The organism is Paenibacillus sp. TAB_01, from assembly GCF_043945595.1.
Lineage (GTDB): Bacteria > Bacillota > Bacilli > Paenibacillales > NBRC-103111 > Paenibacillus_S.
In genome coordinates this window covers 4211558-4238176 of the sequence record NZ_JBIFNP010000001.1, presented here as the reverse complement: position 1 = coordinate 4238176, position 26619 = coordinate 4211558, and the positions used below count along the sequence as shown (strand labels likewise).

General features: G+C 49.4%; 27 protein-coding genes and 7 pseudogenes. 30 read left to right on the top strand and 4 right to left on the bottom strand.

The window, feature by feature from the left end:
• Positions 1–26: 26 nt before the first annotated feature.
• The 21 genes and pseudogenes from amaP (at position 27) to ACHHV8_RS20530 (ending at position 17265) form a co-directional block, all read left to right on the top strand.
• On the top strand, positions 27–587 hold the full coding sequence (gene amaP / locus ACHHV8_RS20630; RefSeq protein WP_395161122.1) for an alkaline shock response membrane anchor protein AmaP: 561 nt from the start codon (positions 27–29) through the stop codon (positions 585–587).
• A gap of 14 nt (positions 588–601) precedes the next feature.
• Entirely contained in the window at positions 602–841 is a 240-nt protein-coding gene (locus tag ACHHV8_RS20625; protein WP_395161120.1) for a DUF2273 domain-containing protein, read from the top strand.
• A gap of 95 nt (positions 842–936) precedes the next feature.
• Entirely contained in the window at positions 937–1386 is a 450-nt protein-coding gene (gene nusB, locus ACHHV8_RS20620; protein WP_395161118.1) for a transcription antitermination factor NusB, read from the top strand.
• A 31-nt stretch (positions 1387–1417) separates the two neighbouring features.
• A pseudogene (folD, locus tag ACHHV8_RS20615) lies at positions 1418–2288 on the top strand (bifunctional methylenetetrahydrofolate dehydrogenase/methenyltetrahydrofolate cyclohydrolase FolD).
• Positions 2289–2301: 13 nt separating this feature from the next.
• Positions 2302–3679 (top strand): annotated as a pseudogene (gene xseA, locus ACHHV8_RS20610) (exodeoxyribonuclease VII large subunit).
• The gene (gene xseB / locus ACHHV8_RS20605; protein WP_395161116.1) at positions 3654–3911 is read left to right on the top strand and encodes an exodeoxyribonuclease VII small subunit; all 258 of its coding nucleotides are present in this window, start codon (positions 3654–3656) and stop codon (positions 3909–3911) included. The pseudogene xseA and the gene xseB overlap by 26 nt, the downstream one beginning before the upstream one ends.
• On the top strand, positions 3908–4813 hold the full coding sequence (locus ACHHV8_RS20600) for a polyprenyl synthetase family protein (protein ID WP_395161114.1): 906 nt from the start codon (positions 3908–3910) through the stop codon (positions 4811–4813). Before xseB ends, ACHHV8_RS20600 begins: the two co-directional genes overlap by 4 nt.
• Before the next feature lie 771 nt (positions 4814–5584).
• The gene (locus ACHHV8_RS20595) at positions 5585–6220 is read left to right on the top strand and encodes a hypothetical protein (protein WP_395161112.1); all 636 of its coding nucleotides are present in this window, start codon (positions 5585–5587) and stop codon (positions 6218–6220) included.
• Positions 6192–8078 (top strand): annotated as a pseudogene (dxs, locus tag ACHHV8_RS20590) (1-deoxy-D-xylulose-5-phosphate synthase). Before ACHHV8_RS20595 ends, dxs begins: the two are co-directional and overlap by 29 nt.
• A 65-nt stretch (positions 8079–8143) precedes the next feature.
• A pseudogene (locus ACHHV8_RS20585) lies at positions 8144–8978 on the top strand (TlyA family RNA methyltransferase).
• Between the two features lie 205 nt (positions 8979–9183).
• Positions 9184–9648, top strand: a complete 465-nt coding sequence (locus ACHHV8_RS20580) for a hypothetical protein (RefSeq protein ID WP_395161110.1) — start codon at positions 9184–9186, stop codon at positions 9646–9648.
• Positions 9649–9970: 322 nt separating this feature from the next.
• Positions 9971–10421: pseudogene (gene ahrC / locus ACHHV8_RS20575) on the top strand (transcriptional regulator AhrC/ArgR).
• A gap of 14 nt (positions 10422–10435) precedes the next feature.
• On the top strand, positions 10436–12133 hold the full coding sequence (gene recN, locus ACHHV8_RS20570; RefSeq protein WP_395161108.1) for a DNA repair protein RecN: 1698 nt from the start codon (positions 10436–10438) through the stop codon (positions 12131–12133).
• A 151-nt stretch (positions 12134–12284) separates the two neighbouring features.
• Positions 12285–13578, top strand: a pseudogene (gene spoIVB / locus ACHHV8_RS20565) (SpoIVB peptidase).
• 203 nt (positions 13579–13781) lie between these two features.
• Entirely contained in the window at positions 13782–14588 is an 807-nt protein-coding gene (gene spo0A / locus ACHHV8_RS20560) for a sporulation transcription factor Spo0A (RefSeq protein WP_395161106.1), read from the top strand.
• 447 nt (positions 14589–15035) lie between these two features.
• The gene (locus ACHHV8_RS20555; RefSeq protein ID WP_395161104.1) at positions 15036–15218 is read left to right on the top strand and encodes a hypothetical protein; all 183 of its coding nucleotides are present in this window, start codon (positions 15036–15038) and stop codon (positions 15216–15218) included.
• Between the two features lie 135 nt (positions 15219–15353).
• Positions 15354–15899: a GNAT family N-acetyltransferase gene (locus ACHHV8_RS20550; RefSeq protein ID WP_395161102.1), complete on the top strand. Its 546-nt coding sequence runs from the start codon at positions 15354–15356 to the stop codon at positions 15897–15899.
• Between the two features lie 50 nt (positions 15900–15949).
• On the top strand, positions 15950–16090 hold the full coding sequence (locus ACHHV8_RS20545; RefSeq protein WP_395161100.1) for a hypothetical protein: 141 nt from the start codon (positions 15950–15952) through the stop codon (positions 16088–16090).
• A 201-nt stretch (positions 16091–16291) separates the two neighbouring features.
• Positions 16292–16705 (top strand): MazG nucleotide pyrophosphohydrolase domain-containing protein, encoded by a 414-nt coding sequence (locus ACHHV8_RS20540; RefSeq protein WP_395161098.1) that lies wholly within the window; start codon positions 16292–16294, stop codon positions 16703–16705.
• A 103-nt stretch (positions 16706–16808) separates the two neighbouring features.
• Positions 16809–17054: a hypothetical protein gene (locus ACHHV8_RS20535; protein ID WP_395163706.1), complete on the top strand. Its 246-nt coding sequence runs from the start codon at positions 16809–16811 to the stop codon at positions 17052–17054.
• A complete protein-coding gene (locus ACHHV8_RS20530; RefSeq protein ID WP_395161096.1) occupies positions 16963–17265 on the top strand; it encodes a GNAT family N-acetyltransferase in 303 nt (100 codons plus the stop codon). The genes ACHHV8_RS20535 and ACHHV8_RS20530 overlap by 92 nt, the downstream gene beginning before the upstream one ends.
• Before the next feature lie 187 nt (positions 17266–17452).
• Here the strand turns inward: ACHHV8_RS20530 and ACHHV8_RS20525 are convergent, their stop codons facing one another.
• Positions 17453–18673: an IS256 family transposase gene (locus tag ACHHV8_RS20525; RefSeq protein ID WP_395161094.1), complete on the bottom strand. Its 1221-nt coding sequence runs from the start codon at positions 18671–18673 to the stop codon at positions 17453–17455.
• A gap of 40 nt (positions 18674–18713) precedes the next feature.
• On the opposite strand from ACHHV8_RS20525, the gene ACHHV8_RS20520 reads away from it, so the two are divergent.
• Together ACHHV8_RS20520 and ACHHV8_RS20515 are read left to right on the top strand one after the other, a co-directional pair.
• Positions 18714–19433 (top strand): hypothetical protein, encoded by a 720-nt coding sequence (locus ACHHV8_RS20520; protein WP_395161092.1) that lies wholly within the window; start codon positions 18714–18716, stop codon positions 19431–19433.
• Positions 19411–19764: a DUF3889 domain-containing protein gene (locus tag ACHHV8_RS20515; protein ID WP_395161090.1), complete on the top strand. Its 354-nt coding sequence runs from the start codon at positions 19411–19413 to the stop codon at positions 19762–19764. Before ACHHV8_RS20520 ends, ACHHV8_RS20515 begins: the two co-directional genes overlap by 23 nt.
• Before the next feature lie 47 nt (positions 19765–19811).
• Here ACHHV8_RS20515 and ACHHV8_RS20510 read toward each other — a convergent pair whose 3' ends face one another.
• The gene (locus tag ACHHV8_RS20510; protein WP_395161088.1) at positions 19812–20054 is read right to left on the bottom strand and encodes a zinc ribbon domain-containing protein; all 243 of its coding nucleotides are present in this window, start codon (positions 20052–20054) and stop codon (positions 19812–19814) included.
• Positions 20055–20186: 132 nt separating this feature from the next.
• Between ACHHV8_RS20510 and ACHHV8_RS20505 the strand changes: the two genes are divergently transcribed.
• The gene (locus ACHHV8_RS20505) at positions 20187–20519 is read left to right on the top strand and encodes an NUDIX domain-containing protein (RefSeq protein WP_395161086.1); all 333 of its coding nucleotides are present in this window, start codon (positions 20187–20189) and stop codon (positions 20517–20519) included.
• A 224-nt stretch (positions 20520–20743) separates the two neighbouring features.
• On the opposite strand, the gene ACHHV8_RS20500 is transcribed toward ACHHV8_RS20505, so the two are convergent.
• Positions 20744–20932 (bottom strand): DUF2524 domain-containing protein, encoded by a 189-nt coding sequence (locus ACHHV8_RS20500; protein ID WP_395161084.1) that lies wholly within the window; start codon positions 20930–20932, stop codon positions 20744–20746.
• 130 nt (positions 20933–21062) lie between these two features.
• Here ACHHV8_RS20500 and ACHHV8_RS20495 point away from each other — a divergent pair, with 130 nt between their 5' ends.
• From ACHHV8_RS20495 to ACHHV8_RS20480, 4 genes are all read left to right on the top strand, one after another.
• Complete coding sequence (locus ACHHV8_RS20495) at positions 21063–21341, top strand: hypothetical protein (protein ID WP_395161082.1); 279 nt, start codon at positions 21063–21065, stop codon at positions 21339–21341.
• 244 nt (positions 21342–21585) lie between these two features.
• The gene (steA, locus tag ACHHV8_RS20490; RefSeq protein ID WP_395161081.1) at positions 21586–22746 is read left to right on the top strand and encodes a putative cytokinetic ring protein SteA; all 1161 of its coding nucleotides are present in this window, start codon (positions 21586–21588) and stop codon (positions 22744–22746) included.
• Positions 22740–23444, top strand: a complete 705-nt coding sequence (locus tag ACHHV8_RS20485) for a glycosyltransferase family 2 protein (protein ID WP_395161080.1) — start codon at positions 22740–22742, stop codon at positions 23442–23444. Before steA ends, ACHHV8_RS20485 begins: the two co-directional genes overlap by 7 nt.
• Positions 23414–24412, top strand: coding sequence for a hypothetical protein (locus ACHHV8_RS20480; RefSeq protein WP_395161078.1), 999 nt, complete (start codon positions 23414–23416; stop codon positions 24410–24412). The genes ACHHV8_RS20485 and ACHHV8_RS20480 overlap by 31 nt, the downstream gene beginning before the upstream one ends.
• A gap of 229 nt (positions 24413–24641) precedes the next feature.
• Here ACHHV8_RS20480 and ACHHV8_RS20475 read toward each other — a convergent pair whose 3' ends face one another.
• Positions 24642–24905: a DUF2627 domain-containing protein gene (locus ACHHV8_RS20475; protein WP_395161076.1), complete on the bottom strand. Its 264-nt coding sequence runs from the start codon at positions 24903–24905 to the stop codon at positions 24642–24644.
• A gap of 159 nt (positions 24906–25064) precedes the next feature.
• On the opposite strand from ACHHV8_RS20475, the pseudogene ACHHV8_RS20470 reads away from it, so the two are divergent.
• Together ACHHV8_RS20470 and ACHHV8_RS20465 are read left to right on the top strand one after the other, a co-directional pair.
• Positions 25065–26326 (top strand): annotated as a pseudogene (locus ACHHV8_RS20470) (dihydrolipoyl dehydrogenase family protein).
• Entirely contained in the window at positions 26221–26487 is a 267-nt protein-coding gene (locus ACHHV8_RS20465; RefSeq protein WP_395163574.1) for a hypothetical protein, read from the top strand. The pseudogene ACHHV8_RS20470 and the gene ACHHV8_RS20465 overlap by 106 nt, the downstream one beginning before the upstream one ends.
• The last annotated feature ends 132 nt before the right edge of the window (positions 26488–26619 follow it).

Here is a 26619-nt window from a genome sequence, read left to right as displayed (position 1 = left end):
CCTCTCATTTGGAAGGAGTCCGGATTGTGGTTAGAGTTATCGATAAGTTGCTTTTATTTGTATTCAGCCTGGCTGTTCTGGTTGCATGCTGCGTCCTGTTGTTCTGTGCATTCGGATGGATCTCTTATGAGAGTCTGGCGGGCTTTGCCCATAACGTATACTATGATATGAATACGGCGCTGATCTTTATCGCATTGACTGTTATTATGGCTCTGATCAGTATTCGTTTCCTGTATGTTTCCTTCCGCAGAAGCAAGGCGAACGTACCTTCGATCGATCAGCGGACGGACTACGGCGATATCCGGATTTCAATGGATACGGTTGAGAATTTATCCTTGAAGGCTGCCCGCCGTACACGGGGCGTTCAAGATTTGAAAGCGCGCGTGAAAGTGAGTCAAGCCGGTCTGGAAATTATTATTCGTGCCATCGTAGACGGAGAAAGCTCCATTCCTCAGCTGACTGAGGAGATGCAATCCGGCGTGAAGGCCCATATCGAGGAAATTACGGGCATTCCGGTTGCCGTTGTGACTGTATTCGTGGCTAATATTCAACAATCATCCCCCACGTTTAAGAGTAGGGTGGAATAGAGGTGAAGGCCGCCATGTGGAAACAACTGTGGGAATGGCTGTGGGAGCATCACCGGGGGAAGACGGCTGGCGTTATAGCGGGCTTCCTGTTAGGCATCATCTATTTGTTTTTCGGTCTGTGGCATTTGTTAATCTTTGTTTTAATCGTATATACTGGTTATTACATAGGGAGACGGGTAGACCGGGGAGAGCCGGCGTTTCCGATCCTGGAGATTTGGCGTTTGCTCATGGACAAATGGAGATTGTTTAGATGAAAATCCCTGGTTGTTTCCAAGGATTTTTTTGTTTAGTATGAGTTATCGAGGCATAAGGCTTAACGACATGTAAATTGAAGGAGGATCATTCGTAAATGAGACGCAGATTGGCAAGGGAGCTGGCGCTCCAAAGCCTGTACCAGATGGAAATGAATGAAGTAAGCATGACGGAAGCAATCGCTCATGTCGTAGAGGAAGCGCAGAACGACGATGAGGGGCAGCTGACCAAGAGTCAGGACAAAATCGTGCCGCAGGAGATTGCCGAGCTGGTGCAGGGGACGGTAGAGCACAAGCAGCAGATCGACGGCCTGCTGACGGATTATTTGAAGGGCTACAAAATGGACAGGCTGTCCCGGGTTGATCGTGAAATTTTGCGACTGGCTACCTTTGAAATGGTATTTAGCGACGATGTGCCGCCCAAGGTTGTCGTCAATGAAGCCATTGAGCTGGCCAAGCATTTCGGAACGGATGAATCCGGCAAGTTTGTCAACGGGGTACTCGGAAAAATGATCCGGGAGCTTGAATCGATCAAATCCAAAAGCTAGCGCTTTATAATGAATGGAAGGGGAGCATCTCATGCCAGCACAAGTCATTAATGGAAAAGAAATCGTCAGCGCATACCGCACACAGATTAAAGAGGAAGTGGCTCAATTGACCCAGCAGGGTCTCCAGCCGGGACTGGCCATTATTATTGTCGGCGATGATCCAGCTTCTCATGTATATGTTCGCAACAAAGCCAAGGCCTGTGAGGAAGCGGGCATTTACTCGGAGGTTCATAAGCTGGAGGAAGCTACGCCCGAAGCGGACGTGCTTGCTCTGATTGAGCGCCTGAACAACGATCCGAAGATTCACGGCATTCTCGTGCAGTCTCCGCTGCCTAAGCATATTTCCGAGGAAAAAGTGGTCGAGGCGATCTCGGTACATAAAGATGCGGACTGCTTTCATCCGGTCAATGTGGGCAATTTGATGATCGGAAAAGAAAGTTCCGGCCCCTTGTACACCGGCTGGTGTTATCGCTATTTTAAAGAAAATCGGCTATGACATCGCCGGCAAGCATGCCGTTGTCATCGGCCGCAGCAATATTGTAGGCAAGCCGATGGCGATTCTTCTGCTTAGAGAGAACGCGACGGTAACGGTCGTTCACTCCAAGACGCCGAACATGGCGGAAATTACGAGCCAGGCGGACATTTTGGTCGCTGCGGTAGGGAAAGCCAAAATGATTAAAAAAGAGCATGTGAAGCCGGGAGCGGTTGTCATCGATGTAGGCATTAACCGGCTGGATACGGGGAAACTTGCCGGCGACGTCGACTTCGACGATGTGCTCGATACGGCAAGCTATATCACGCCGGTACCTGGATGCGTAGGTCCGATGACCATTACGATTTTGCTGCGCAACACGCTGGAAGCGGCTAAACGTACCGCAGCGCAGTCGCAAGTCAACGTCTAGGTCGGCAGCGTCTATGAAGGATAAACGGGTTATTTCGATCAAGGATCTCAACAGGTACATCAAGATGCGTCTGGAGAGTGACGATCGTCTTCAGGACGTGTGGGTACGGGGCGAAATTTCGAATTTTACCCACCATTCCAGCGGACATATGTATTTCACGCTGAAGGATGCGGACAGCCGGTTAAAGAGCATTATGTTCGCGTCTTATAACCAAAGGCTCCCTTTTATACCGAAGGAGGGCGCCAAGGTCATTGCCTGCGGCAATGTCTCCGTCTACGAGCGGGACGGCCAATATCAATTTTATGTGACCCAGATGCAGCCTGACGGCATCGGGAGCTTGTATTTGGCGTTCGAGCAGCTTAAGAAAAAGCTGGAAGCCGAAGGACTGTTCTCCGTTGCGACGAAGCGGCCTATTCCGCGGTTTCCCAAGGCGATCGGCGTTATTACCTCGCCTACGGGAGCAGCCGTGCGCGATATCATGATTACGCTGCAGCGCCGGCACCCCAACGTGCCGGTACTGCTGTACCCGGTATTGGTGCAGGGGACACAGGCGGGACCGTCGATTATTAAAGCTATCGAGGCGATGAACAATCTGAATGAAGTCGACGTGCTGATCGTCGGCCGGGGCGGCGGCTCTCTCGAAGAGCTGTGGGCGTTTAACGAAGAGGAAGTGGCCCGTGCCATTCACGCTTCGATCATCCCGGTCATTTCGGCGGTTGGTCACGAGACCGATTTTACGATCGCCGACTTCGTGGCGGATTTGCGGGCGGCGACACCGACCGCCGCGGCCGAGCTGGCCGTGCCGCACCATATGGAGCTGAAGCAGCAGCTCGCCTACTTGCGACAGCAGCTGTACAGCGGCTTGAACAACCAGGTGGCGGTGAGCCGGGAACGGCTTCGGAGAGCTGCGCGTTCCCAGGTGCTGGTCAATCCCCGCCGCCAGCTGATCATGCAGGCGGCCGAACGGCTGGACCGGGACGCGGGAGCAGCTGGTGTACAAAATGCGCAGCAGGCTTACCAAGCTGCATGAGCGGCGGATGAAACTGGACAGGAAGCTGTCCGTATTTAATCCTACGGAGCAAGCGATTTATGCCCGCAAGCGGCTCAGCTCGGTTGAGAGGCAGCTCCAGCAGGCAATGCAGCAGACCAAGAAGCAGAAGAGTCAGCAGTTGGTCGCGATAATGCGGCAGCTTGATGCGCTCAGTCCGTTGAAGGTCATGCAAAGAGGATACAGCTTAGTCTACGACGAGCAGGAGAAGCAGTTGATTAAGTCCATCGACCAGGTGCAGCTCGGGGATATGCTGAGGCTTAGGCTGATGGACGGACGCGTGGATTGTCATGTGTGGTCAATGGAGGAGAAACGAAATGACAAATCAGGAAACGACGCCTAGCTTCGAGCAGGCGATGGATAAGCTGGAGCAGATCGTAGCGCTGCTGGAAAGCGGGGACGTTCCCTTGGAGCAGGCCATTGAGCTTTTTCAAGAAGGAATGAAGCTTTCTCAGCTGTGCGGTCAAAAGCTCGAGCAGGTAGAACGCAAAATCGAGATTTTGATGGAGCAGGAAGGCGGGCTGGTCAAAAAGCCGTTTAACCCGTCGGCCGACGAGAAAGGTGAAAGCAGATGAGCGTGGCAAGCAGTTTAAAGCCTTATTTGGAACAAAAGGCGGCATTGATTGAAGCGGAGCTGTTGGAGTCGCTGCCGGGCATATGGAACATTCCCGATTCCTTGCGGGAATCGATGATGTATTCGCTGATGGCGGGCGGCAAGCGCCTCCGTCCGATTCTGGTGCTTGCGACCGTAGAGGCGTTGAAGGGGAGCACAGAGGCTGCCCTTCCGGTGGCCTGTGCGGTTGAGATGATACACACGTATTCATTGATCCATGACGATCTGCCTGCGATGGATAACGATGATTACAGAAGAGGAAAGCTGACGAACCATAAGGTATACGGCGAAGCGATGGCCATTCTTGCCGGGGATGCGCTGCTGACGCATGCATTCTATTCGATCGTCCAGTCGTATCGAGCGTACGATGTGCCGGCGGAGCAAATCGTCGAGATTATCGAAGATCTGTCGAAGCTGTCCGGGGCGCCGGGCATGGTGGGCGGACAAGCGGCCGACATGCTGGGCGAGCAGGGCATTACCGGACTGGAGCAGCTGGAGTACATCCATTTACATAAAACAAGCGATTTGATTGTCTTCTCGCTTAAAGCAGGCGGCCATCTGGCCGGGGCAACTCCCAAACAGCTGCAGGCGCTGGAAAAATTCGGGCAGCATATCGGACTGGCCTTCCAGATTCAAGACGATATTCTGGACCTGATCGGCGACGAGCAGAAACTGGGCAAGCCGGTAAAAAGCGACGAGAAGCAGAAAAAGGTAACTTACCCGTACTTTGTCGGCGTGGAGGCCTCCAAGGACAAGGTAGCCCAGCTGACGGAGCAGGGAAAGCAGGCGATTATCCAGGCGGGCTTCCCGCAGCCGGAGCGCCTGTTGGAGCTGGCGGATTATTTGACCCAGCGGGACCATTGACAAGCAGTGTGAACTTTGTATCATGTTCCATTTGAGCACATCTTGACCTCTATGCTATAATGGGTTCAAGTATTTTGCGGGTGGTGCAGTATTCTAGTCAGTCTACCATTCTTGAGGGCGGGCCTAAAAATTCGCCAAAGGGCACATCGATGAAGTTCCTGGTGTTGGCTTCTAACGCCCAGTTGGGGGCTGATGCTGGGAGTTAAGGTTGGAGGGCGATCCGCAATGGCATGCGGGCGTTGACCCTCCTTCCGCGGAGGCCCAAGTGCGTGGTCTGATCCGTCCTCGTGCGGAAGGGTACGGCTTGGGGTATGAACCTGCAAGTGTGGGTCTCACCTGTATGGGATGGCCGTTCAGAGGCTTGATCGTGCTAAAATGACCTGCGTGCAGCGTAGCCTGCCTTGAGTGAGTCAGAGGGGATTACAGAATAGAGGAGCCTGTATTCTCGGCCAAGAATGCCGGCGCCGGTTGCTGTATGAAATCTGGCTTGCAAAAGAGGCTAAAGAGTGGTTTCAAGGCTGTCGAGGAAAACTCCTAGACTGTTCGCTTCGTGGTGAAACTTCTTGGGGATTATAGTGTGGACTAAGTGGTAATCTAGTCTGACGGCCGGTGACGGCGTCAAGGCGGACATAAAGGGAAACCGCCTTCCCGGCGACGGGGAGGAGCGCCGCTTGGGAAAACCTACTGGACCTAAGCCACAGCGTTTACTCAAGAAGTTACCACTCCATATTACTTGCGATGACTTACCCGTATAGGAGAGTCTGATTAAAGATGAAATTTTCGCTCATTCACTCCATCCGATGGAGTATTTTTATATCTCTGGTCACTTTTACAATGGCCTGTATTTTTACGGTAACATCCACGACGGTGCTTGAAGGCTTTCCTTGGGGCATCGGCATGTTGATTGTTATATTTCTGATCTGTAACGGAATTTTCTTCGATATTCTGGGTTTGGCGGCAGCCGCGGCCAATGAAACGCCGTTTCATGCGATGGCCTCGGAGCGGGTCAAGGGCTCGCGTCAAGCGATCCAGATTGTACGCAATGCCGACAGGTTTTCGAATTTTTGCAACGATGTGATCGGCGATATTTCCGGCGTCATCAGCGGCGCAGCCTGTACGCTGGTCGTCATCAAGCTGATGAGCGGGATCGGCGCGGACAGCGACCTGCTGCGCACGGTAGTCAGCGTTGTTTTTACCGCGACGGTTTCGGCATTAACGGTGGGCGGCAAAGCCATGGGCAAATCGTTTGCCCTCCATTATGCAACGGACATCGTCCTTTTTATAGGCAAAGTATTTCAATTTCTGCAGGAACGATTAGGGGTCAAATGGTTCAATCCGAAAAAGAAAAAAAACAATCAAGGAAAGCGGGGGAACAAACGTGCTGCTCGAACAAATCAATCAGCCTGAAGACTTGAAACGTCTGTCGATAGAGCAACTAGAGCAACTGGCCGCAGAGACCAGACAGTTTCTTGTTGAAAAGCTTTCGAACACCGGCGGACACCTCTCGTCTAACCTTGGCGTCGTTGAGCTTACCATTGCGCTGCACTATCTTTTTAACAGCCCGTATGACAAATTTATTTTTGACGTGGGGCATCAATCGTATGTGCACAAAATGTTTACCGGACGCATGGATAAGTTTGACACGCTGCGTAAATATAAAGGCTTGTGCGGTTTTGTCAAACGCTCGGAGAGCGAGCATGACGTCTGGGAAGCCGGCCACAGCAGCACATCCTTATCGGCAGCGATGGGGATGGCGATGGCACGCGACTTCAAAGGCGAGCATAACCGCGTAGTAGCGATCATCGGCGATGGCGCCTTAACCGGCGGTATGGCCTTCGAAGCGCTGAATCATATCGGTCACGAGAAGAAAAATTTAATGGTGATCCTGAACGATAACGAGATGTCCATTGCTCCGAATGTAGGCGCGATGCATAACTATCTCGGCAAAATCCGTTCCGACAAGCATTATGTAAGAGCCAAAGAAGAAGTCGAGCATCTGCTCAAGAAAATACCGGCAATCGGCGGTACGCTGGCCAAAACGATGGAAAAGCTCAAGGACAGCCTGAAATATTTGCTGGTATCCGGCGTGATTTTTGAAGAACTTGGATTTACTTATTTGGGCCCGATTGACGGCAACAATCTGCCGCTTCTGCTCGAAACGCTGAAGCAAGCGGAGAAAGTCGAAGGACCTGTTCTGGTGCACATCCTTACGCTGAAGGGGAAAGGCTACACTCCAGCGGAGAAGGATTCTTTTGCGTGGCATGGCGCAAGCCCGTACAAAATTGAGTCGGGTCAAATGGTGAAGTCCGCCGGACCCCCTATGTATACCGACGTATTCAGCAGCGCGCTGATCGAGCTGGCAGAGCAGAATCCGCGCATAGTGGCCGTTACTCCGGCTATGCCCGGCGGGTCGGGGCTGCTTAAATTCGCCAAGCTGTTCCCCGAACGGATGATCGATGTCGGCATTGCGGAGCAGCATGCGGCAACGCTGTGCGCAGGGCTTGCAAGCGAGGGGATCAAACCGGTGTATGCCGTTTATTCAACCTTCTTGCAGCGTGCGTACGACCAAGTGGTGCACGACATTTGCAGAGCTAACTTAAACGTCATCTTTGCGATTGACCGGGCAGGCTTTGTCGGTCCGGATGGAGAAACCCATCAAGGGGTATATGATACCGCTTATTTGCGCAGTATCCCGAACATGACTTTGATGATGCCTAAGGATGAAAACGAGCTTCGTCATATGATGAAGACGGCAATAGAATATAATGAGGACCGATCGCAGTCCGGTATCCGCGGATTGCAGGTCAGGGTGTTCCGATGGATGAGCCGATGAAATGCATTCCTATCGGTTCTTGGGAAGTAGTGAGACCCGGGGACAGCGCTGTTGTCCTTGCAGTCGGTCGCAATGGTTCCTATAGCGATGGAAGCGGCCGAGACGCTGGCTAAGGAAGGCGTGCAGCTGCGTGTCGTTAACGCCCGCTTTATTAAGCCGATGGATGAAGCTATGCTGAACCAGCTTGGCAGTGAACGTTTGCCTATCATTACACTGGAGGAAGGCACTCAATTGGGCGGTTTCGGCGCCGGAGTGCTTGAATATTATTCGACTCAGGATATATTCGGTCTGCATATTAAAATTATCGGAATACCGGATTATTTCGTAGAGCATGGTTCGGTTCCGGAGCAGCGCCGCGAAGTCGGTTTGACGGTGGAGCGTCTCGTATCCGAGGTTCAGACTCTCGTTCCGCGCAAACGGCAGCGCGCATAAATGATTAGAATGAAAGAGCGGTGAGTAAGCTAAGCTTATGGACTGCAGGCAGGAGCGGCAAACGAATGGCATCAGATAAAGAAAGACTGGATGTATTGCTGGTGGATCAAGGTTTTTTTGAATCCCGGGAAAAGGCCAAAGCCTCTATTATGGCAGGGCTTGTACTGGTGGACGATGAGCCGGTCGACAAAGCCGGTACGAAAATCCCCAGATCCTCCAAAATTATTGTTAAGGGAGCGATTCACCCTTACGTGAGCCGCGGCGGCTTAAAGCTTGAAAAAGCTCTGAAGCAGTTCGACATCCGCGTTGACGGAGTTACTATGCTCGATATCGGAGCGTCTACGGGAGGCTTCACGGATTGCGCGCTGCAGAACGGCGCGGTCTACGTGTATGCTATCGACGTCGGCTACAATCAACTGGACTGGTCGCTGCGCAATGACGAGCGGGTGCACGTGATGGAACGGACCAACTTCCGCTTTATGCAGCCAGGGGATTTGAAGGTGCCCGGTTCCGACCTTTGCTTCGATAGACGTTTCATTTATTTCATTGAAATTAATTCTTCCTCCGCTGAAAGCCCTGCTGGCTGAAGAAGGGGAAGTGGTTGCCTTAATCAAGCCGCAGTTCGAGGCGGGACGTGAGAAGGTTCCTAAGACAGGAGTTATCCGGGAGCCGGCCGTACATACGGAAGTGCTTGAAACCACGTTAAGCTTTGCCGCGGAAGCCGGTTATGTGTTGAAGGGACTGACCTTTTCGCCGATAAAAGGCGGGGAGGGCAATGTCGAGTTTCTCGCTTATTTCCGCTGCAACACCTCGGAGCCTCCTGCCGATCCCGCACAAGTCGATGAATGGATCCGCGAAGCGGTCAGCAACGCCCAAAAGCTGCAAAACTCATCTGGATGATGAGTTTTTTTTAACATGATAGATTCCATATGTTTTCGGGGCCCCGCAAAGTACCTGAGTCTGCTTCGAAGCATAAGCCCCACTTTGTGGGGTTATTTAGGATAGAGGCGACCTGACTCAAGCATTGGAACAATAAAGGAAATCCTCGGACAGCCTCGAATAGTATCAATGAGGTGAAGATTCCATGCAAAGCGGAGACCGATTTATGATCTTGCTCATTTTATTGGTGCTTGGAACTTGGCTGTTTATGTACGTCCGAGGCCGAATGAAAGCAACGGTTGAAGAAACGCCCCTCCCGGAGCCTCCCACAGCGGAGGACGTGCCTGAGGATGAGGCAACGGAGTTGTTGGAGGAGCTGGGCTACACGGTTTTGCGCGGAAAGCAGCGGATTCCGATCGAAATTTCCATCGACGATAAGGAGCACCTGCAAAGCCGGCTGTTTGTCGATTATGTTGTGGAACAGAGCGGAGAATACTACGTCGTCAAGCTGGCGAAGGACCGCAGGCCGATGGAGATGACCGGCGGCGCCGTGCGGGATCGTCTGCTGGTATATCAGCTTTTGTATCCGTATTCGGCGGGCGTTCTTTATTTGAATGTAGCGGAGCAAAAGGCAAACGTTATCACGTTTGAAATGAATTTGGAAGCGTTAAGCGATTCATTACATAGATAAAAGCACAAACATTTGCGCAAGAGTTAGCAGAAGCTTGCAAAGTCAGGGAGCATGGCAAGGAACCCTGAATTTGAATTTGCGTGATACTCCGGTGGACTATCTTCCTCCAGCCGCTGTTGAAATCCGTGAATTCGGATTAGATTTGAAGGTATTTTCACGGATTTCAAAGGCGGGTGTAAACTTTTACAGAAGATACTCCACCTGCGTTGGCAGTCATGCTCACTTAGTATGGCTTTCTCGACACCTATGCGTTTGACTCACGTAAAACTTAGCAGTGCTTACGAAGAAGGCTTTCCTACAGAAAGCCCTTAGGAGGTAACCCATGAAAGGCCAGAGGCATATCAAAATACGCGAAATCATTACGAATAACGATATCGAAACCCAAGACGAGCTGGTAGAGCAGCTCCGCGCAGCCGGGTTTCCGGTAACGCAGGCGACGATTTCAAGAGATATCAAAGAGCTTCACCTGATGAAGGTACCTTTGGACGACGGCCGTTATAAGTATTCAGTACCTGCAGACCAGCGCTACAATCCGCTGCATCGATTGAAAAGAGCGCTGAACGACCATTTCGTGCATATCGATTATACCGAGAATCTGGTAGTGATGAAGAGTTTGCCGGGGACAGCCAACGCGATCGGAGCCTTGATCGACAGCTTGGAATCGGACCGAAATTATGGGTACGATTTGCGGTGACGACACGATCCTGATCATTTGCCGAAGCAAGGAGCAAAGCGGTACGGTGGTCAATCAAATTTTGTCTATGCTGAGTTAACGGGAGAGATAATTATGCTGCTCGAAATGTCTATACGCAATTTAGCGGTCATTGAATCCGTAGATCTCCATTTTCGAAAAGGGTTTCATGTGCTGACAGGTGAAACCGGCGCGGGGAAATCGATCATTATTGATGCGTTGACCTTGATCGCAGGAGGACGAAGCTCCGCTGATCTGGTTCGGTACGGGAGCGATAAGGCGACAATTGAAGCCTTGTTCCACTTTCATGCCGAGCACCCGGTTTGGGCGACGCTAGCCGGCCTTGGTATTGAAAGCGACGATGAGGAGCACCTTATTATTCGGCGTGAAATTACGTCGCAGGGAAAAAGTACGAGCCGGATTAATGGACAACTGGTCAATTTATCAGGCTTGAAGCAAGTTGGGGATTGGCTTGTAAATATACATGGCCAGCATGAGCATCAGTCTTTGTTTCATGTGGAGGAGCATATCCATTGGCTCGATTTGTTCGGTGATGCGGTCATCGGACCTGCGAAGCGCGAGTATACGGAAGCTTTCGAGGCGTATTCGCAAATCCGCAAAAAACTGAGGGAGCTTGAAGAAGCGAGCAAGCAATCTCTTCGGATGCTGGATTTATACCGTTTTCAGGTAGAAGAAATTTTATCCGCCAAATTAATTAAGGGCGAGGATGAATCATTATCGGAAGAAAAGCGCAAGCTAGCCAATGCAGGTAAATTATTTCAAAATGCGGCGGATGCCTACGATTTGTTGTATGGGAGCAAAAACGGTCTCGATGCGGTAGGCAAGGCTATGCAGAAGCTGCAGGATATTGCCGCGCTGGACCCGGAGAAGCTGGGGCCGCTCGTTGAGCAGACGCAGAGCGCGTTCTACCAGCTGGAGGATGCCGCCTACCAGGTGCGGGACTATCGCGACGAAATCGAGTTCAATCCGTCACGGCTCGATTTTATTGAGCAGCGGCTGGATACGATCAAGACGTTACGGCGAAAATACGGCGATACCGTTGAGGATATACTGCGTTATTTGGCAAAGGTTCAAAATGAGCTCGATCTCATTGAAAACAAAGACGAGAAGCTGCAGGAGCTTCAAAAAGAAGAGCAGCAAGCGCTTATACAAGTCAAAGCATGCGCGCAGCGGTTATCGGATCAGCGTCAGCTTGTTGCGGAAAAGCTGGCCTTCGAGATCGTTGCCGAGCTTCGTGATCTACATATGGAGCGCACGCAGTTTAAAATTCAGATTCTTTATAATGAAGAGCAGCTTGCGGCTGAGGGCGCCGATCAAGTGGAGTTCCTCATCTCGGCCAATCCGGGCGAGCCGTTAAGAAGCTTAAGCAAGATTGCGTCAGGCGGGGAAATTTCCCGTGTGATGCTGGCGTTAAAATCGATTTTTGCAAGGGTGGATCAAATTCCGGTGCTTGTCTTTGACGAGGTGGATACCGGAGTCAGCGGCCGCGCGGCCCAAGCGATTGCGGAGAAAATGTCCAGGCTGTCGCGAAGCTGCCAAGTATTCTCAATCACTCACTTGCCGCAGGTCGCATGTATGGCAGATGCGCATTATTTAATTCATAAATCGACGGACGGAGAGCGCACTTATACGAATGTTGACGACTTAAGCATGGACGGCCGAATCCACGAGCTGGCTCGTATGCTGGGGGGAGTTGAAGTAACAGGTAAAACATTAGAGCATGCGAAAGAAATGATCGATTTGGCGGAGAACAAGAAATCAAGGATGGAATAAGTCAAGTGTGGGATCATTTTCAGTTATAAAAGCAAGGGTGTGGGGTTACCTTAACATTACACAAGCGGCGGTAAGGCATTGCCGCTAAGCAAAGGAAGCAAGGGAGCGTGACAACGTGAGTTCTAACCCAAGAAAAAAACTGCTTGGTTTGATGCTCGTCTTCTTCGTTTGTCTAGGCAGCTTATCCACACCCTTTCAAAGCTTTGCCTCTTTTCCTGAGGAGCTTCGGTTATTTACCGGACAGCAGGCTCATCTGCAGCTCTCCATGCCTGTCATGGCTCAAGTGACGGTGAATGACCCAGAGATTCTTAAAGTCAATGGTACCGCAAGGCACTCATTTCAAGTTGACCTCCATCATCCGATTTCACTCGAATCCTACAAAGCAGGACAAGCCGAGATGAAGCTAAAGCTCTTCGGCGCCATTCCTCTCAAAACCGTTAAGGTCAATGTTGTCCCCGACCTGAAAGTCATACCGGGCGGTCAAACGATCGGTGTCAAGCTGAAATCCGCAGGCGTTCTTGTGGTAGGCCATCATCTTGTTTCTGTAGCTGAGGACAAAAAAACGTCCCCGGGCGAGGATGCAAAAATTCAGCTTGGAGATCTGATTGTCAAAATTAACGGCAAGCCTTTGAATGACATTTCAAAAGTAGCTGAGCTTGTAGCTGCTGCAGGGGAGAGCAAGAAGCCGCTGACGCTAACTTTAAACCGCAACAACGAACTGATTGATCTTCAAATTTATCCGGTCTATGATGTAGTGGACAAAGCGTATCGTCTTGGCTTGTATATTCGGGATTCCGCGGCGGGGGTTGGTACCCTGACCTTTTACGCACCGGATCAGGGCGTCTATGGCGCATTGGGCCATGTGATTACCGATATGGATACCCAGACCCCTATTGTGGTAGGCTCCGGGGAAATCGTCCACTCCAATGTAACATCCATCTCCAAAAGCCAGAATGGGGAACCGGGCGAGAAACGCGCTCAGTTTTCCAAGGAAAGCAAGGTATTAGGCAATATTGAGAAAAACACGCCGTTTGGTATCTTTGGCAAAATGGCGGAGCTGCCGGATCACAGCTTTACTAAAGATGCGCTGCCTGTAGCTTTTGCGGAAGAGGTCAAAGAAGTGACCGGCTCAAATCTACACGGTCGTTAACGGTCAAAAGGTGGAGAAATTCGATATTGAAGTCGTACATGTAGCCAAGCAGGAATTTCCGGCGACCAAAGGAATGGTTATTAAAATAACGGATCAAAGATTGCTAGATAAAACGGGAGGTATCGTTCAGGGAATGAGCGGCAGTCCCATCATCCAAAACGGCAAGGTGATAGGAGCCGTAACCCATGTTTTCGTAAATGATCCGACCAGCGGATACGGCTGTTTTATCGAATGGATGCTTCAAGATGCCGGAATTATGCTTAGATCCACAGCAACGGAGCTGAAGGCGAGCTAACGCGCCTTTGGCTTTCTTTTTTAAGAAGATTTGTCGAAAAATGTATTTATTTGCTACAAAATTAATATTATAGAATAAAAACTGAAAAAAAGCTATAAAAATAATTTTCGACAGAAGGAATTTTATCGGCCCTGTCGAAAGTATAATCTTAGGAAAAAAATGCAAAAAACATTTATTGTCAACATATGAAGGAGGAAGCTACGTTGCAAACCATTGAAGTATTGCTCGCGGACGATAACCGCGAATTTACGAATTTACTTTCCGAATTTATCGATGAACAAGATGATATGCATGTGACAGGTATCGCCTATAACGGGAATGATGTTCTTCGTCTCATCGAACAAGGAAATCGGGTGCCGGATGTTCTAATTTTGGATATTATTATGCCTCATCTGGACGGACTCGGCGTTCTCGAGAAATTAAGGGAAATGGATTTGCAGCCGCAGCCCAAAATTATTATGCTGACGGCCTTCGGTCAAGAGAACATTACGCAAAAAGCGGTTCAGCTGGGCGCTTCTTACTACATACTTAAACCGTTTGATATGGAGATTCTGACGAATCGGATTCGCCAGCTGGTATCCACCACGCAATCTCACTCCATCATGTCGAGCTCTTCGTCGGCCAGCAAGGCGAATGTCGTACAGCTGCCAAAAACGAAAAACCTGGATGCCAATATTACGACAATCATCCATGAGATCGGTGTCCCCGCGCATATTAAAGGCTACCAATATCTGCGCGAAGCGATTACTATGGTTTACAACAATATTGAAATTCTAGGCGCAATCACCAAAACGCTCTACCCGGCTATTGCCGAAAAATACAAAACGACGCCAAGCCGCGTCGAACGCGCTATCCGCCATGCGATTGAGGTCGCTTGGACGCGCGGCAACATCGACAGCATCAGCCACTTGTTCGGATATACGATTAATATATCGAAAGCGAAGCCGACGAATAGCGAATTTATCGCGATGGTGGCGGACAAATTGCGCATCGAGCATAAGGTTTCTTGAAAGGGTAAGGAGGATTGAGGGGTAAGGGTTTCGGAGAGTTGGAAGCTGCTTACAGTTAGTTAACGAAGACAATAAACTTGATTTGAACTTTCCTATCTCACCCGATAAATCAAAGTGATTTATTGGGTGTTTGTGTTTGAACAGATGGTGGATAATACGAAAGTATGACAATAGTTATCGACGGCACCCAGCGGTGCCGTTTTTTTTATTTACTTTAACGCATCAGGTTCATTTCTAAAGGCTTTTATCTAGAGGGATGGCTTATTGTCGGTTTCTTTTGTATGGGGGTTAACTCCAATTCAGGTGAAATAAAGAAGAGGAAATATATGGAGTAGTAAGATAAATTGCGCATTACCAGAGTGGGATTTTATGGTAATATTATTTTAAATTACTTCTTGGATTCAGGTAAGATCTATGTAGCCGAAAGTGATGGGCAGGTTGTAGGTTTTGCAAATGGGGGGGACAGAGCGTTCAGGGCATTCCGTATATACGTTAGCACTCATATGGGTTCTTAAAGATAATCCGTCAAAACGCTTCTATGAAGCGTTAGGATGCAATGAAGTACAGCGCCAAGAAATTGAAATTGGCGGCAAAAAGCTGCAAGAGATAGCAGATTGGCTTGATATATAATTGTACAGATGTTGAGACTGCTTCAGTTATTAAGAGTGCAGCGGTCGCGTAGCTCTAAAGTGTGAAAGGCGTTAATCAGAAGAACATCGGTATGTTTAATGACCTAGAACATTATTATGAAGGAGAATATTAATAATGATTAAATTAAGAAGAGCAAATACTGAGGATCTTGACTTTTTAGCTATTATTGATTTAAAAGATGAGGGAATTTCCGTACCAATATATTCGAATATGACATTAAGTAAGAAAGAAGAACATAGAGAGAAGATACTGAAATTCCTGCTTGAAAACGATAAAGGAGCCTTTGTATTTGAAGAGACCGATTCTGATAAGCGAATTGGGATGATAATGTATTCTATAGCCAATAGAGATATTGTTTACCCATGGAAAACAATCTTCAATGAACTAGAACGTAGTTTATTCCAGGATGATGGTCGTTTTATGGAGATATTTCAATTATGGGTTCACCCAAATTATCGTCGAAAGGGATTGGCTACCAAACTCAAACTTAAATTAGAAGAAGAAGCAAGAACGTATGGAGTTAATTTAATATACACTCATACCGAAGAAACGAATATCCATGTAATCGAGCTTAATAAAAAGTTGGGTTATCAGGAGGTTCGACGTGGTTCACTATGGGACGGTACAATCCGTGTTAGTTTAATAAAACAACTAATTTAATCCTAATTGGAGTGTCTACATAATTTTATTTATACAAGGGAGCACTTGAAATGAATGAGAAGAAAAAAGAAAATAACGAGCAAGAGTTTGATCCGTACGTACTTGATGATTCCTTCAAAGAGGCATTGACTTACGAAAAAGTATTTGGTAAGGATCAAGAAAAAGAAGAATTTAAAAATAACAATAAATAAGGTGCATTCACTCGGATGTCCTTTTTCCATGCTCATTTTTCTTATATACACCGGATAAAAAGGTGACAGAATTGATCGAAAGCCCAAGCTAAGAGTTTACCGCAATTTCATGCACGCTTTATTCCACGAATGAGTGGTAGCGGAACGAAGGAACGAAATTCGTTTCAAAGAAATGATGAAAAAGGATCTATATAAATCGTAATGAAACTGAAAGCAATGTTTAACCAACTAGAGAATTTCATAAAATTAGCCGTAACTTATTTCATCTATAAACTAAAAACTTCAAAAATGTTAAGGGGCATGGTTATGTGTGAAAATTTAACTATAAGAGGGTTACAGGAATATATAAAGGGTTTTGACCATCAACCAGATAAGAAAAATGATTATTTTCTTAAACTTATTGAGGAAGTCGGAGAACTAGCAGATGCTCTAAGGAAAAATAAAAGATTAAACCAAACTGGAAACATAAAGGGTACGGTTGAAGAAGAGATGTATGATATACTTTACTACATTTCAGCGTTGGCTAATATTTATGAAGTTGATTTGGAACAGTGTTTTCATTTAAAAGAAGAGATCAATAGGGAAAAATATAAAAATAAAGATGTAAGAGCATAAAGTCCATCGTCGAATGAGTTCTGAGAAGTCAGATTCAAAAGCTGACTTTTGAATACTACGGGATAGGCAGAGTAATGCCATTATTAAGTTGGGAGGGATAAATATGAGAATCAACCGAACAACCGATTTTGAGCTGCTTGCAAGGTTGAATAAACCCGTCCACGAATTACATGTGTCTTTATATCCGGAGCATTTCACAGAATATAATTTCGAAGCCATTCGCGATTTATTTAAGCAGTGGATAACGAAAGAGAACTTTGTTTTCTTTCTTATGGAACGAGCAGCCGCTCGGTTACGCATGGATAGAATTAAAAAGTTACCCTCCAAACGCCTTGTCAAAAGAACGTAAATCAGTGTTCGTACATCAAATAGGTATTGTGGAAGAACGAAATAGAAAGGGCTATGGGTCACAGTTAATGAATTATATTTACGACTTTGCCAAAAGTCATGGTATGGACTTGGTCGAATTAGATTATTGGGTTAATAATGAACAAGCAAAAAATTTTTACAACAAGCAAGGTTTCCGTGGTTACAGAGAATTTGTGTACAAAAAACTTTAATCTTTTTGAACAAATCATATGGAGGCATATGCGTAAATAATTAATAAATGTATTTATTCGTTGTTTAAAACCTAGCGTGTAAAGGAAAAATAAAGGCACCAAAGGTTAAGAAGGTGACCCAAGGGTCTGTCAATAATTTTGTGTAAACTCATTTAGAGAGAAGCTCCCCCGAGGGGGAGTTCGGTACTCAAGGCAAATGTTGACCGATCCGATCCGGATAGAACACAGAAAGTTGGAGAAGCATCTGTCCCCAGTTCTGGACGCGTCCCGTCCATTTACGCGTGACGTCCATGGTGACGAGGTAGAGCATTTTCAGCAGCGCTTCATCGCTTGGGAAGATGCTTTTTCCTTTGGTTACTTTGCGAAGCTGGCGGTGGTAGCTTTCGATCATGTTGGTGGTATAGATGAGTTTACGTAGTTCGGGCGGATATTTGAAGAACGTGGCCAGCTCGTCCCAATTGTTGCGCCAGGAGCGGATAATGAGCGGGTATTTAGCTCCCCAGGCTTCTTCGAAACGATCGAGCTCCACAAGCGCCATTTCCTCCGTTACCGCTTTGTAGATCGGCTTCAGGTCCGCCGTTACTTTCTTTAGATCCTTGTAAGAGACGTAGCGCGTAGAGTTACGGATCTGGTGGATGATACACTTTTGGATTTCGGTCTTCGGATAGCATGCGGTGATCGCTTGTGAGAAGCCCGTCAGGTTGTCGACACAGGTGATGAGAATGTCCTGTACGCCGCGGTTTTTGAGATCATTCAGCACGCTGAGCCAGAACTTCGCCGACTCGTTCTCACCGATCCACATGCCCAGTACGTCTTTGTTGCCGTCCAGATCGATCCCGATGACCATATAGCCTGCCTTGTTTACAATGGCGCCGTCCTGCTTGACCTTGAAGTGGATGGCATCCAGAAAGACAACTGCGTAAACGCCTTGTAGCGGGCGATTCTGCCACTCTTTGATGAGGGGAATGATCTTGTTCGTGACGTTTGAGATCATCGTTGGCGAGACGTCAATGCCGTATAGATTCTGCAGATGATCCTGGATTTCTCTTGTGCTGACTCCTTTGGCATAGAGCGCGATAATTTGATCCTCGATACCGGTTACACTGGACTGATTCTTCTTCACTACGAGAGGTTCGAACTCACTGAAACGGTCCCTAGGCACGGTGATTTCCTGCTCGCCGTACTCGCTAGTGATCTTCTTCTTGCTCTTACCGTTACGACTGTTGCTTGTCTGCTTGTTTTGTACATCGTGCTTCTCGTAACCTAGATGCGTATCCATCTCGGCCTCAAGCATCTCTTGCAACGTTTCGGCGAACAAGTCTTTCAAGGCATTTTGTGCATCCTGCGCGGTGACCAGCTTATTCTCCTTGATGAATGCGCGGAGTTGTTCCTTTGTCCATAATCCCATGTGTACTCCCAACCTTTCTGTTACTTCTATTTTAGCAGGTTTGAGAGTTTACACAGTTTATTTTACAGACTCTGACCCAACCATGCCGCGCTCTTTACTTTTATTGCTGATTATGCTGCTATTGCTGTCTAACGCTGCAGAGGCTAGTCCTGACCAATCCCAAGAAATACATAAGCTTTCAGAACAGTTAAAACGCTTGGAACCGGAACAACCAAAAGATATGGCTGATCCACCATTTGACCAACCGCCATTCCCCACTAAAATGAAAGCGCCGTTGGATATAATTAGAAGTGGCGGCAAACTTCCTTATACTACGTTGATCGACAAACCCGAATGGCAAAGACCGGTTTATAAAGCGTATTGGCATAGCAGCGTTTCGGCCGGACGATGGTCTTATGTCCCTTTGCGCTTGCATTTTGCTATGCATCGATTATTTACTGCACCGACCGCGGCGCTTTCTAATTACTACGATTTTGTACATGATGTTGGACTGGACGAGGAATTGGCGAATGTGCAGACTCAGCCTCAAAATGCGGATCGTGATAGATTCTTGGGTCAGTACATTGTGATTGCCATGCAAGCCAAAATTGAAGAGGTGTTGACTGGCGGGAATCAGGTCATTGTTGTTGCAAGACCCCAGAGAAGCGGGTTTCAAGCATTTACGGTTAACAGGATGGATATGAAGCTTGATGATCCGAGTGAAGCGGTATTATTTCAATTAGTTACACAAAAAGGTGATGAAATTGATTACTCGTTCTAACTGCACAATTCAGTTGTTTCTTGTCTCGCTTATCGTTGCGCTTATGACAATGCTGCCTTCCACCCTGTTTGCTAAAGAACCGGAATATGCCAAGTGGAGCAGACTTGCTTTTAGCGAGATTAAGAAGAAATATCCGAACGCCTCTGTGATTGATTACTTACATGTCGAGCGGAAGAAAATGATATCCGAAACCGTACCGGATGAAGTAGAAGAAACGTTTAAATTTTGGCTGAACGAAAATGGTAAACAATTCGCAGTGTACGTTCGGATTCGTTATGTATTGGCAACGGATAAGGTCCTTCTAATAAAATTAACGGAAACGACCCGGTAAAAAGAGAAAAGCCCTTCCGCGGGCTTTTACCACTGTGATAACCTCTATTACCCGAACAAAATATCCAGCACAGTACCTAATTGGCCGCGCGACTTTCCCTCAAGAATACTTGGATTGTACACCTCGACATAACCGCAGTTCTCACACGATACGAAAAGAAAGTGATTGTGCTGAATGTCAAACATTTTGCTTAATCCTGTACCGGTCATAGCCACTTCTTTGGTCCTACAGCTGGTGCCGCTGCACTTTGTGCATTTAAACTTCGCTTGAATCGCATCCTCAATCCGCATGTACGTTACCTCCCGAAAGTGTGTCACTTATTTAAACGCAAATGTTATTCATTAGGTTGCAGAAATGGCAATAAACAGTGTGGAGCTAAGTAAAAATAGTGTAGCCATTAAAAAGATATTGGAGGAACGAAAGTGAAATTTCATATTCGAGTTCGGGCTTGTGCGCTAATTATACAAGAGGAATCGGTCTTGTTAATTGAATTCCAGGATGAAAACGGTCTGCACTACAACCTCCCGGCCGATGGTGTGGAGGCGAATGAATCCGTTGTCGAGGCAGTTAAAAGGCAAGCGCGGGAAGAAGCCTCCGTTGACATGAATGTGGGCCGAATAGCCTTCGTCTATGAATATGCGCCGCACTTGGCTTCACGCCTTTACGATCCGGCTCCTCACGGGCTGAGCTTGATTTTTGACTGTACCTTGAAGGAAGGCTCCAGTCCAAGGATGCCGGAGAAAACCGGATCCTAATCAAACGGCTGTAAAGTGGATTCAATTGTCAGAGCTGGGCCGTGTGACGCTTTACCCGAATATTAAAAAACATATTGTTTAATATGTGAGGTGCCGCTCAAATAATATCATGCTTATTGAAGAGCACGAGCTTGAACCGAATGAATAAATGAATGAAGCGGAACTTGTATGCTCTAAGACAAAACCAAAAAACGCCGGAAGCCCGGCGCCGCACTCTCACAAATTTATGGACGGATGTCGCATTTGTTTTTTATAAACTGAATTTGGTTCTCCAAACGGTTGATAAGGTCGGACTGCTCTTTCGATGTGGCAGCTCCCTGCTCATTGTGAAGAGCGTTTAATTGCTCCTGCAGCTGATGCAGATCTTCTCCGGCGCTGGCGCAGTCATACTGGCTGTTTAGATTATCGGTCATTTTCAAATGCCTCCCTTTGTATGAAATGATCTTTGGAGAGAAATAAGATCGTCCATAGTATGTTTGTCTTCGGCCGGGAATATGCGTTAAGATGATCTCAGGACAAGGCAGGACGGGAGTGGGGATTAGTATGGAATTTGACTATTGCGAAATGGATTGGAATGAGGAGCAGCATGTGCTGCAGGTGAATGTAGGCTGCCGATTTGCCGACGAACCGGAGGAGCTGTATGTGATTGTATTCGATATTCCGGAGAAAGGCTCTGTTAAGAACATGCATCTGATGTTTAACGGGATGGACTGCAGATATGCTTTTAAAGAGGCGGAAACCGCGGCAATTCTTCATTATGTCCAGGAAGCTGTCGCTTCTACGGAATATGCGGAGCGGATGCGAGGAGCTTTTTTGATTTGAAGAAGGTTAGAAAGTAAAGGTGAAAAACAGTTCGGGAGGAGCGTTGCTGTTCGCTCATGCCGGACTGTTTTTTTATTGGATTGGTGAAATGGCACCGAGGCCCAGGGATGTCCCACTGCAGTTGAAAGCAAGCCCGCCGGCTTGCTTATTTTTCACTCCTATGTATGAGATGAAGGGCAGTAACGAAAAATAAGGATATGTACTGAAAATACCAAACCATGTGATCAAGAAAGCAGTGTGCGAAATGGCCATTCGAAACAGCTTGACTACAACCGTCCCTCAGCCTGTCCTCATCCGAGGACCAATAGCTGTTCATGAATCGACGAAGCAGCTGCTTCGCCATCTGGAGCCGGAGAGCATTGCCGTCATCTTCCATGACGATCTGGACGATTTGGCGGCCGAAGGTTTATTGCAGGCGCGGGTGCGCGCTGTAATAAACGCGGGACAAACCATGACCGGCACGCTGCCGGCGGTGGGCTGCCTGATGCTGCTGGAGGCTGGTGTTCCCGTTCTGGAAATTCACCCGCAATGGTTCCCACGATTACAATATTACCGCGAGCTCAGCCTTACTGAAACCGCGGTCCTGCTTCCCGGTGCGGAGGAGCGGCCGATTCCCGTCACCTGGCTGACCCGGCAGTACTGGCTGCAGCGGTACCAGGAAGCTCGTCATCATTACATAGATCAGCTGGATTCTTTTATCGATAATACACTCGCTTATGCCCAACGGGAAAAAGATTGGGTTTTGCAGCCTTTAATTTGTCCTACCTTGAAAACGCAGCTAAAAAATCGGCCCGTCTTAGTCGCCGTTCGGGGCTCGGATTATAAACAGGAGCTGCAAGCCTTAAGCTCATACATCAAGGATCAGCAGCCGGTGCTGATCGCCGTGGATGGCGGAGCCGACGCGCTGCTGGAGCTCGGCTATGTGCCCGATCTGATTGTAGGGGATATGGACAGCGTCACAGATGCCGCTCTACACTGCGGAGCCGAGCTGATTGTTCATGCCTACCTCGATGGAAGGGCTCCTGGATTCGAGAGAATTCGTCGGCTGGGTCTTGAGGCATCCGTTCTGCCTGCTTGCGGGACAAGTGAGGACGCGGCGATGCTGCTTGCCCACGATCATGAATGCGAGCGTATTGTGGCGGTTGGAGCCCATGCGCATATGCTCGATTTTTTGCAAAAAGGAAGAAAGGGAATGGGCAGCACTTTGCTGGTCCGAATGAAAATCGGGAGCAAGCTGATCGATGCCAAAGGATTAGCGATGCTTCAAGAAAGCGGCAGCATGCCGTTGCCGCCAAAGGCTCCTTCCGAAAGCTGCGGCAAAAAGCTGGACGAGCCGGGACGGCTCCGCAGGATAGCAGCATGGGTTCAATGTCTGAAACGTCAAAGGAGGAAGCAGCTATGGTAAAGCCGGAAGTATCCGTGATCGTCCCAGCCTACAATGAAGGGCAGCGTATTGAGCACACTTTGCGGGCTATCCGTGAAGCATGCGGCAGCTTCAGGCAGTCTTCCGCCAGGGTAGAGCTTATCGTCGTAGATGATGGGAGCCGGGACGATACCTTTGAGAAAGCGGTGCCATGGGCCGATTTGGTCGTGCAGCACCCGGAGCGTTACGGGAAAGGGACTGCCCTGAATACGGGCTTCAAAATGGCCAAAGGGGACGTTCTCGTCTTTCTGGATGCAGATTTAGGCGAGACAGCGTCCGCTTTTCCTAATCTTGTGGAGCCGGTCCTTCAGGGGGAATGCGACATGGCTATCGCTGTCCTGCCCCAGGCGCTGACTAAAGGCGGCTTCGGACTCGTCAAGCGGCTGGCCAAGCGTGGAGTGCTCCAGTTATGCGGCTATGAGGCTGCGGCTCCTTTGTCCGGGCAAAGGGCTATCCACAGCGCAGCGCTGGGCCGTATCGGCAGGCTGGCCGACGGTTTTGGAGTGGAGGTCGGTTTAACCATAGACGCGATCAAGCTGGGCTACCGGGTGCAGGAACGGGAAGTCGCATTTTCACACCGGGAATCGGGACGGGATTGGGGAGGCTGGTACCACCGCGGTAAGCAGCTGTGTGCCGTAGGAGGGACGCTGTGGCAGCGCTGGAGGCAGCCGATATGCTGAGCTCCGCTTGGATGTCGGCAGCCTCATTAGCGGCGCTGTACGGGGCTTTTCTTTGGCTTTTGGGGCGCTGGCTGCTACCTGGATTGCTTGTGTTTCTGCGCGACCACGGTCTGACCGAGCTTAATTATCGATCCGATCCGGTCCCGACGGCAGGAGGACTGCTGATCTGGCTGTTAATTCTGGTTCACTCGGCAGTTGAGGCTGCCGTAGCTTGGCTAGGGCTTTTTAACAATGCCGACGTGCCCATGGCGAGTCCCATACCCGTCCCAGTACCCCTATCCAGCCCTGGAAGCCTCACAAGCTCTTGGTGCGCCGTGGCTCTGTTGGGTTTTCTTGATGATACCTTGGGGGCGAGGACGAAAGTCAAAGGCATTGCAGGCCATTACCGTCTATGGAAGGAGCAGCGCCGTGTAAGTACGGGCTTGATCAAAGCCGGAGGGATTCTATTGGCTGCTATTCCCGTTGTTTGCCTGCTTCAACAGGCGAGAGGGAACCACTCCTGGCTGATCGGCGGAATACAGGTCCTTTTGCTCGGATTCATGGCAAACGGGGTGAATTTGCTGGATCTGCGGCCGGGCCGCGCGCTGAAGGCATTTATAGCGCTTCTGCTGCTGCTTTGCAGCTGGGCGTTCGCTTCATGGAACAGTACAGCCGCCGGCGCTGGGTATGGCGGCTTACTGCCGGATATGCTGCCCGTTGTCTGCGGAGCGCTGGCGCTGCTGAAGCCGAACCTGCGCGGACAGGTCATGCTGGGCGATACCGGAGCGAACCTGCTCGGCTTTGCGGCAGGCTGCTGGGCTATTGTCCTGCTAGGCTGGCCGGCGCAATGCGCGCTGCTGGCGCTGCTGGTGCTGCTGCACATCTTGACCTGGCGCCGGTCGCTGTCCTCGATCATCGAGCGCAATCGGGTGCTGCAGTGGCTGGATCAATGGGGCCGCCGCGGGCCGGAGAACATAGAAGGAGCCTGAACGGGCATAACCGGACAGGCTCCTATGTCTGTTTGCGCTTCTTGAAACTATTGCTCTCGCGTGTTTCCCATGGTTCTCGTGCAGCCTAGCTCTTTTCGCAGGCTCGACTGCTGCCAGGCAGCGGTCGAGCCGAGTCCCCAGGCTTCTCATGGGCTGCACTCCAATCACTGCAGCCCATCGCCGTAATCTTAACCGCCTGTCCTCCGATGGCCGTAGGCCATGCGGGCAATCAGCCCCGTTTGCGCTTCGTTTTGAAGCGGGGAGCTACATAATTGCGTTTGCGGTCGCGGAAAAACGTCCAGCCGCCGATGAATGCGACCCCCAGTAAGAACAGCACGGCGCCAAGGGCGAATTTCCCCCACAGCACGTGAGAATCGCCGTCGCCAAACTGTGCGAACAGGGCGTCTTTCATGCATAGAAATCCATAGGTGGCCATGACGCCGGGAATAACCAGCATCATCATGGCAATAAACCGATAAAACGTAACCTTCATTTGCGGAACTCCTTATCCTCTTTCTGCGTAACTAAATTGTATCTTTAAGGTACCACAAATTCGCCATTTTTTCATGAGCGTTGAGCAAATTGTGCTATATTTATCATATCGATTAAGGTTACAATAAAAGAATCATAGATTTTTAGGAGGTTTACATACATGACCCAAGCATTTGATGTCGTCATCCTTGGCGGAGGAACCGGGGGCTATATCGCCGCAATCCGGGCAGCCCAGCTGGGCAAATCGGTTGCCATCGTCGAGCGCGATAAGCTGGGGGGACCTGCCTGCACCGCGGCTGTATCCCGAGCAAAGCGCTGCTGCGCAGTGCGGAGGTGTATGCCAATACGCTGGAAGGCGAACGGTATGGAGTCGAGACATCGTCCGTTCGATTGAATTTTGCTAAGGTACAATCCCGCAAGCTCGATATCGTCGAGCAGTTACATAAAGGCGTTCAATATTTGATGAGCAAAAACAAGATCAGCGTGTTTTACGGCAACGGCAGACTGCTGGCGCCGTCCATTTTCTCGCCCCGGTCGGGCCAAGTGTCCGTCGAGCAATCCGATGACGAGATTATTACGCTGGTACCGGACAAGCTGATTATCGCGACAGGCTCGCGTCCCAAATCGATCCCCGGCCTCGAATTCGACGGCCAAACGATTCTAAACTCCGACCACGCGTTAGAGATGGAGACGCTGCCCCAGTCGATGACCATTATCGGCGGCGGCGTAATCGGTGTGGAGTGGGCGTCCATGCTGAGCGATTTTGGCGTTAAGGTGACTGTTGTAGAGTTCGCTCCCCGCCTGCTTCCGACGGAGGACGCGGATATTTCCAGGGAAATGGAGCGTCTGCTGAAGAAAAGAGGCGTCCAGGTGCTGACGGACACGAAGCTGCTGGCTGAAACCGTAAGCGTTGATCAGGGCACGGTACAGCTGAGCGTTGAGCGCAAAGGAGAGCGTCAGCAGCTGCAATCGGACAAGCTGATGGTATGCGTGGGCCGGCAGGCGAATATCGAAGGGATAGGTTTGGACAATACCGATGTAAAAATCGAGAACGGCGTCATCCGCGTTAACGAGTTTATGCAGACGAACGTTGCTCATATTTATGCGATCGGCGATGTGAACGGCGGTCTTCAGCTGGCGCATGTCGCAGGACATGAAGGCATCGTCGCAGTTGAGCATATAAGCGGGCTTCAGCCGCACGCCTTTGCGGCGCATCAAGTGCCCCGCTGTGTCTATACGAGACCGGAGGCGGCGTCCATCGGTTCGGAACCGAGCAGCAGGCGAAGGATGCGGGACATGAAGTGGCCGTCGGCAGGATTCCTTTTACGGCCATCGGCAAAGCGCTGGTGCACGGGGACGCGGATGGTTTCGTCAAGGTTGTCGCGGACAAGCGGACTAACGATATTTTGGGGGTTCATATGATCGGGCCCCATGTCACCGACTATATTTCCGAGGCTGCGCTGGCTCAGCTTCTGGACGCGACGCCGTGGGAGGTAGGGCAGACGATTCATCCGCATCCTACGCTGTCCGAAGCGCTCGGTGAAGCGATGCTGGCCGTTGACGGCCGCGCTATCGGTATGTAGCTATTTACTGCTGAAGGCTGATTACCGCAAAAATTGTATTCATTTTTGAATCGGTTTATAATATACTTATAGAGGCAAGTATTAGTACCTAGTAATAAACTTTTCATCGAACGAATTTAAAGGGGGTTAAAC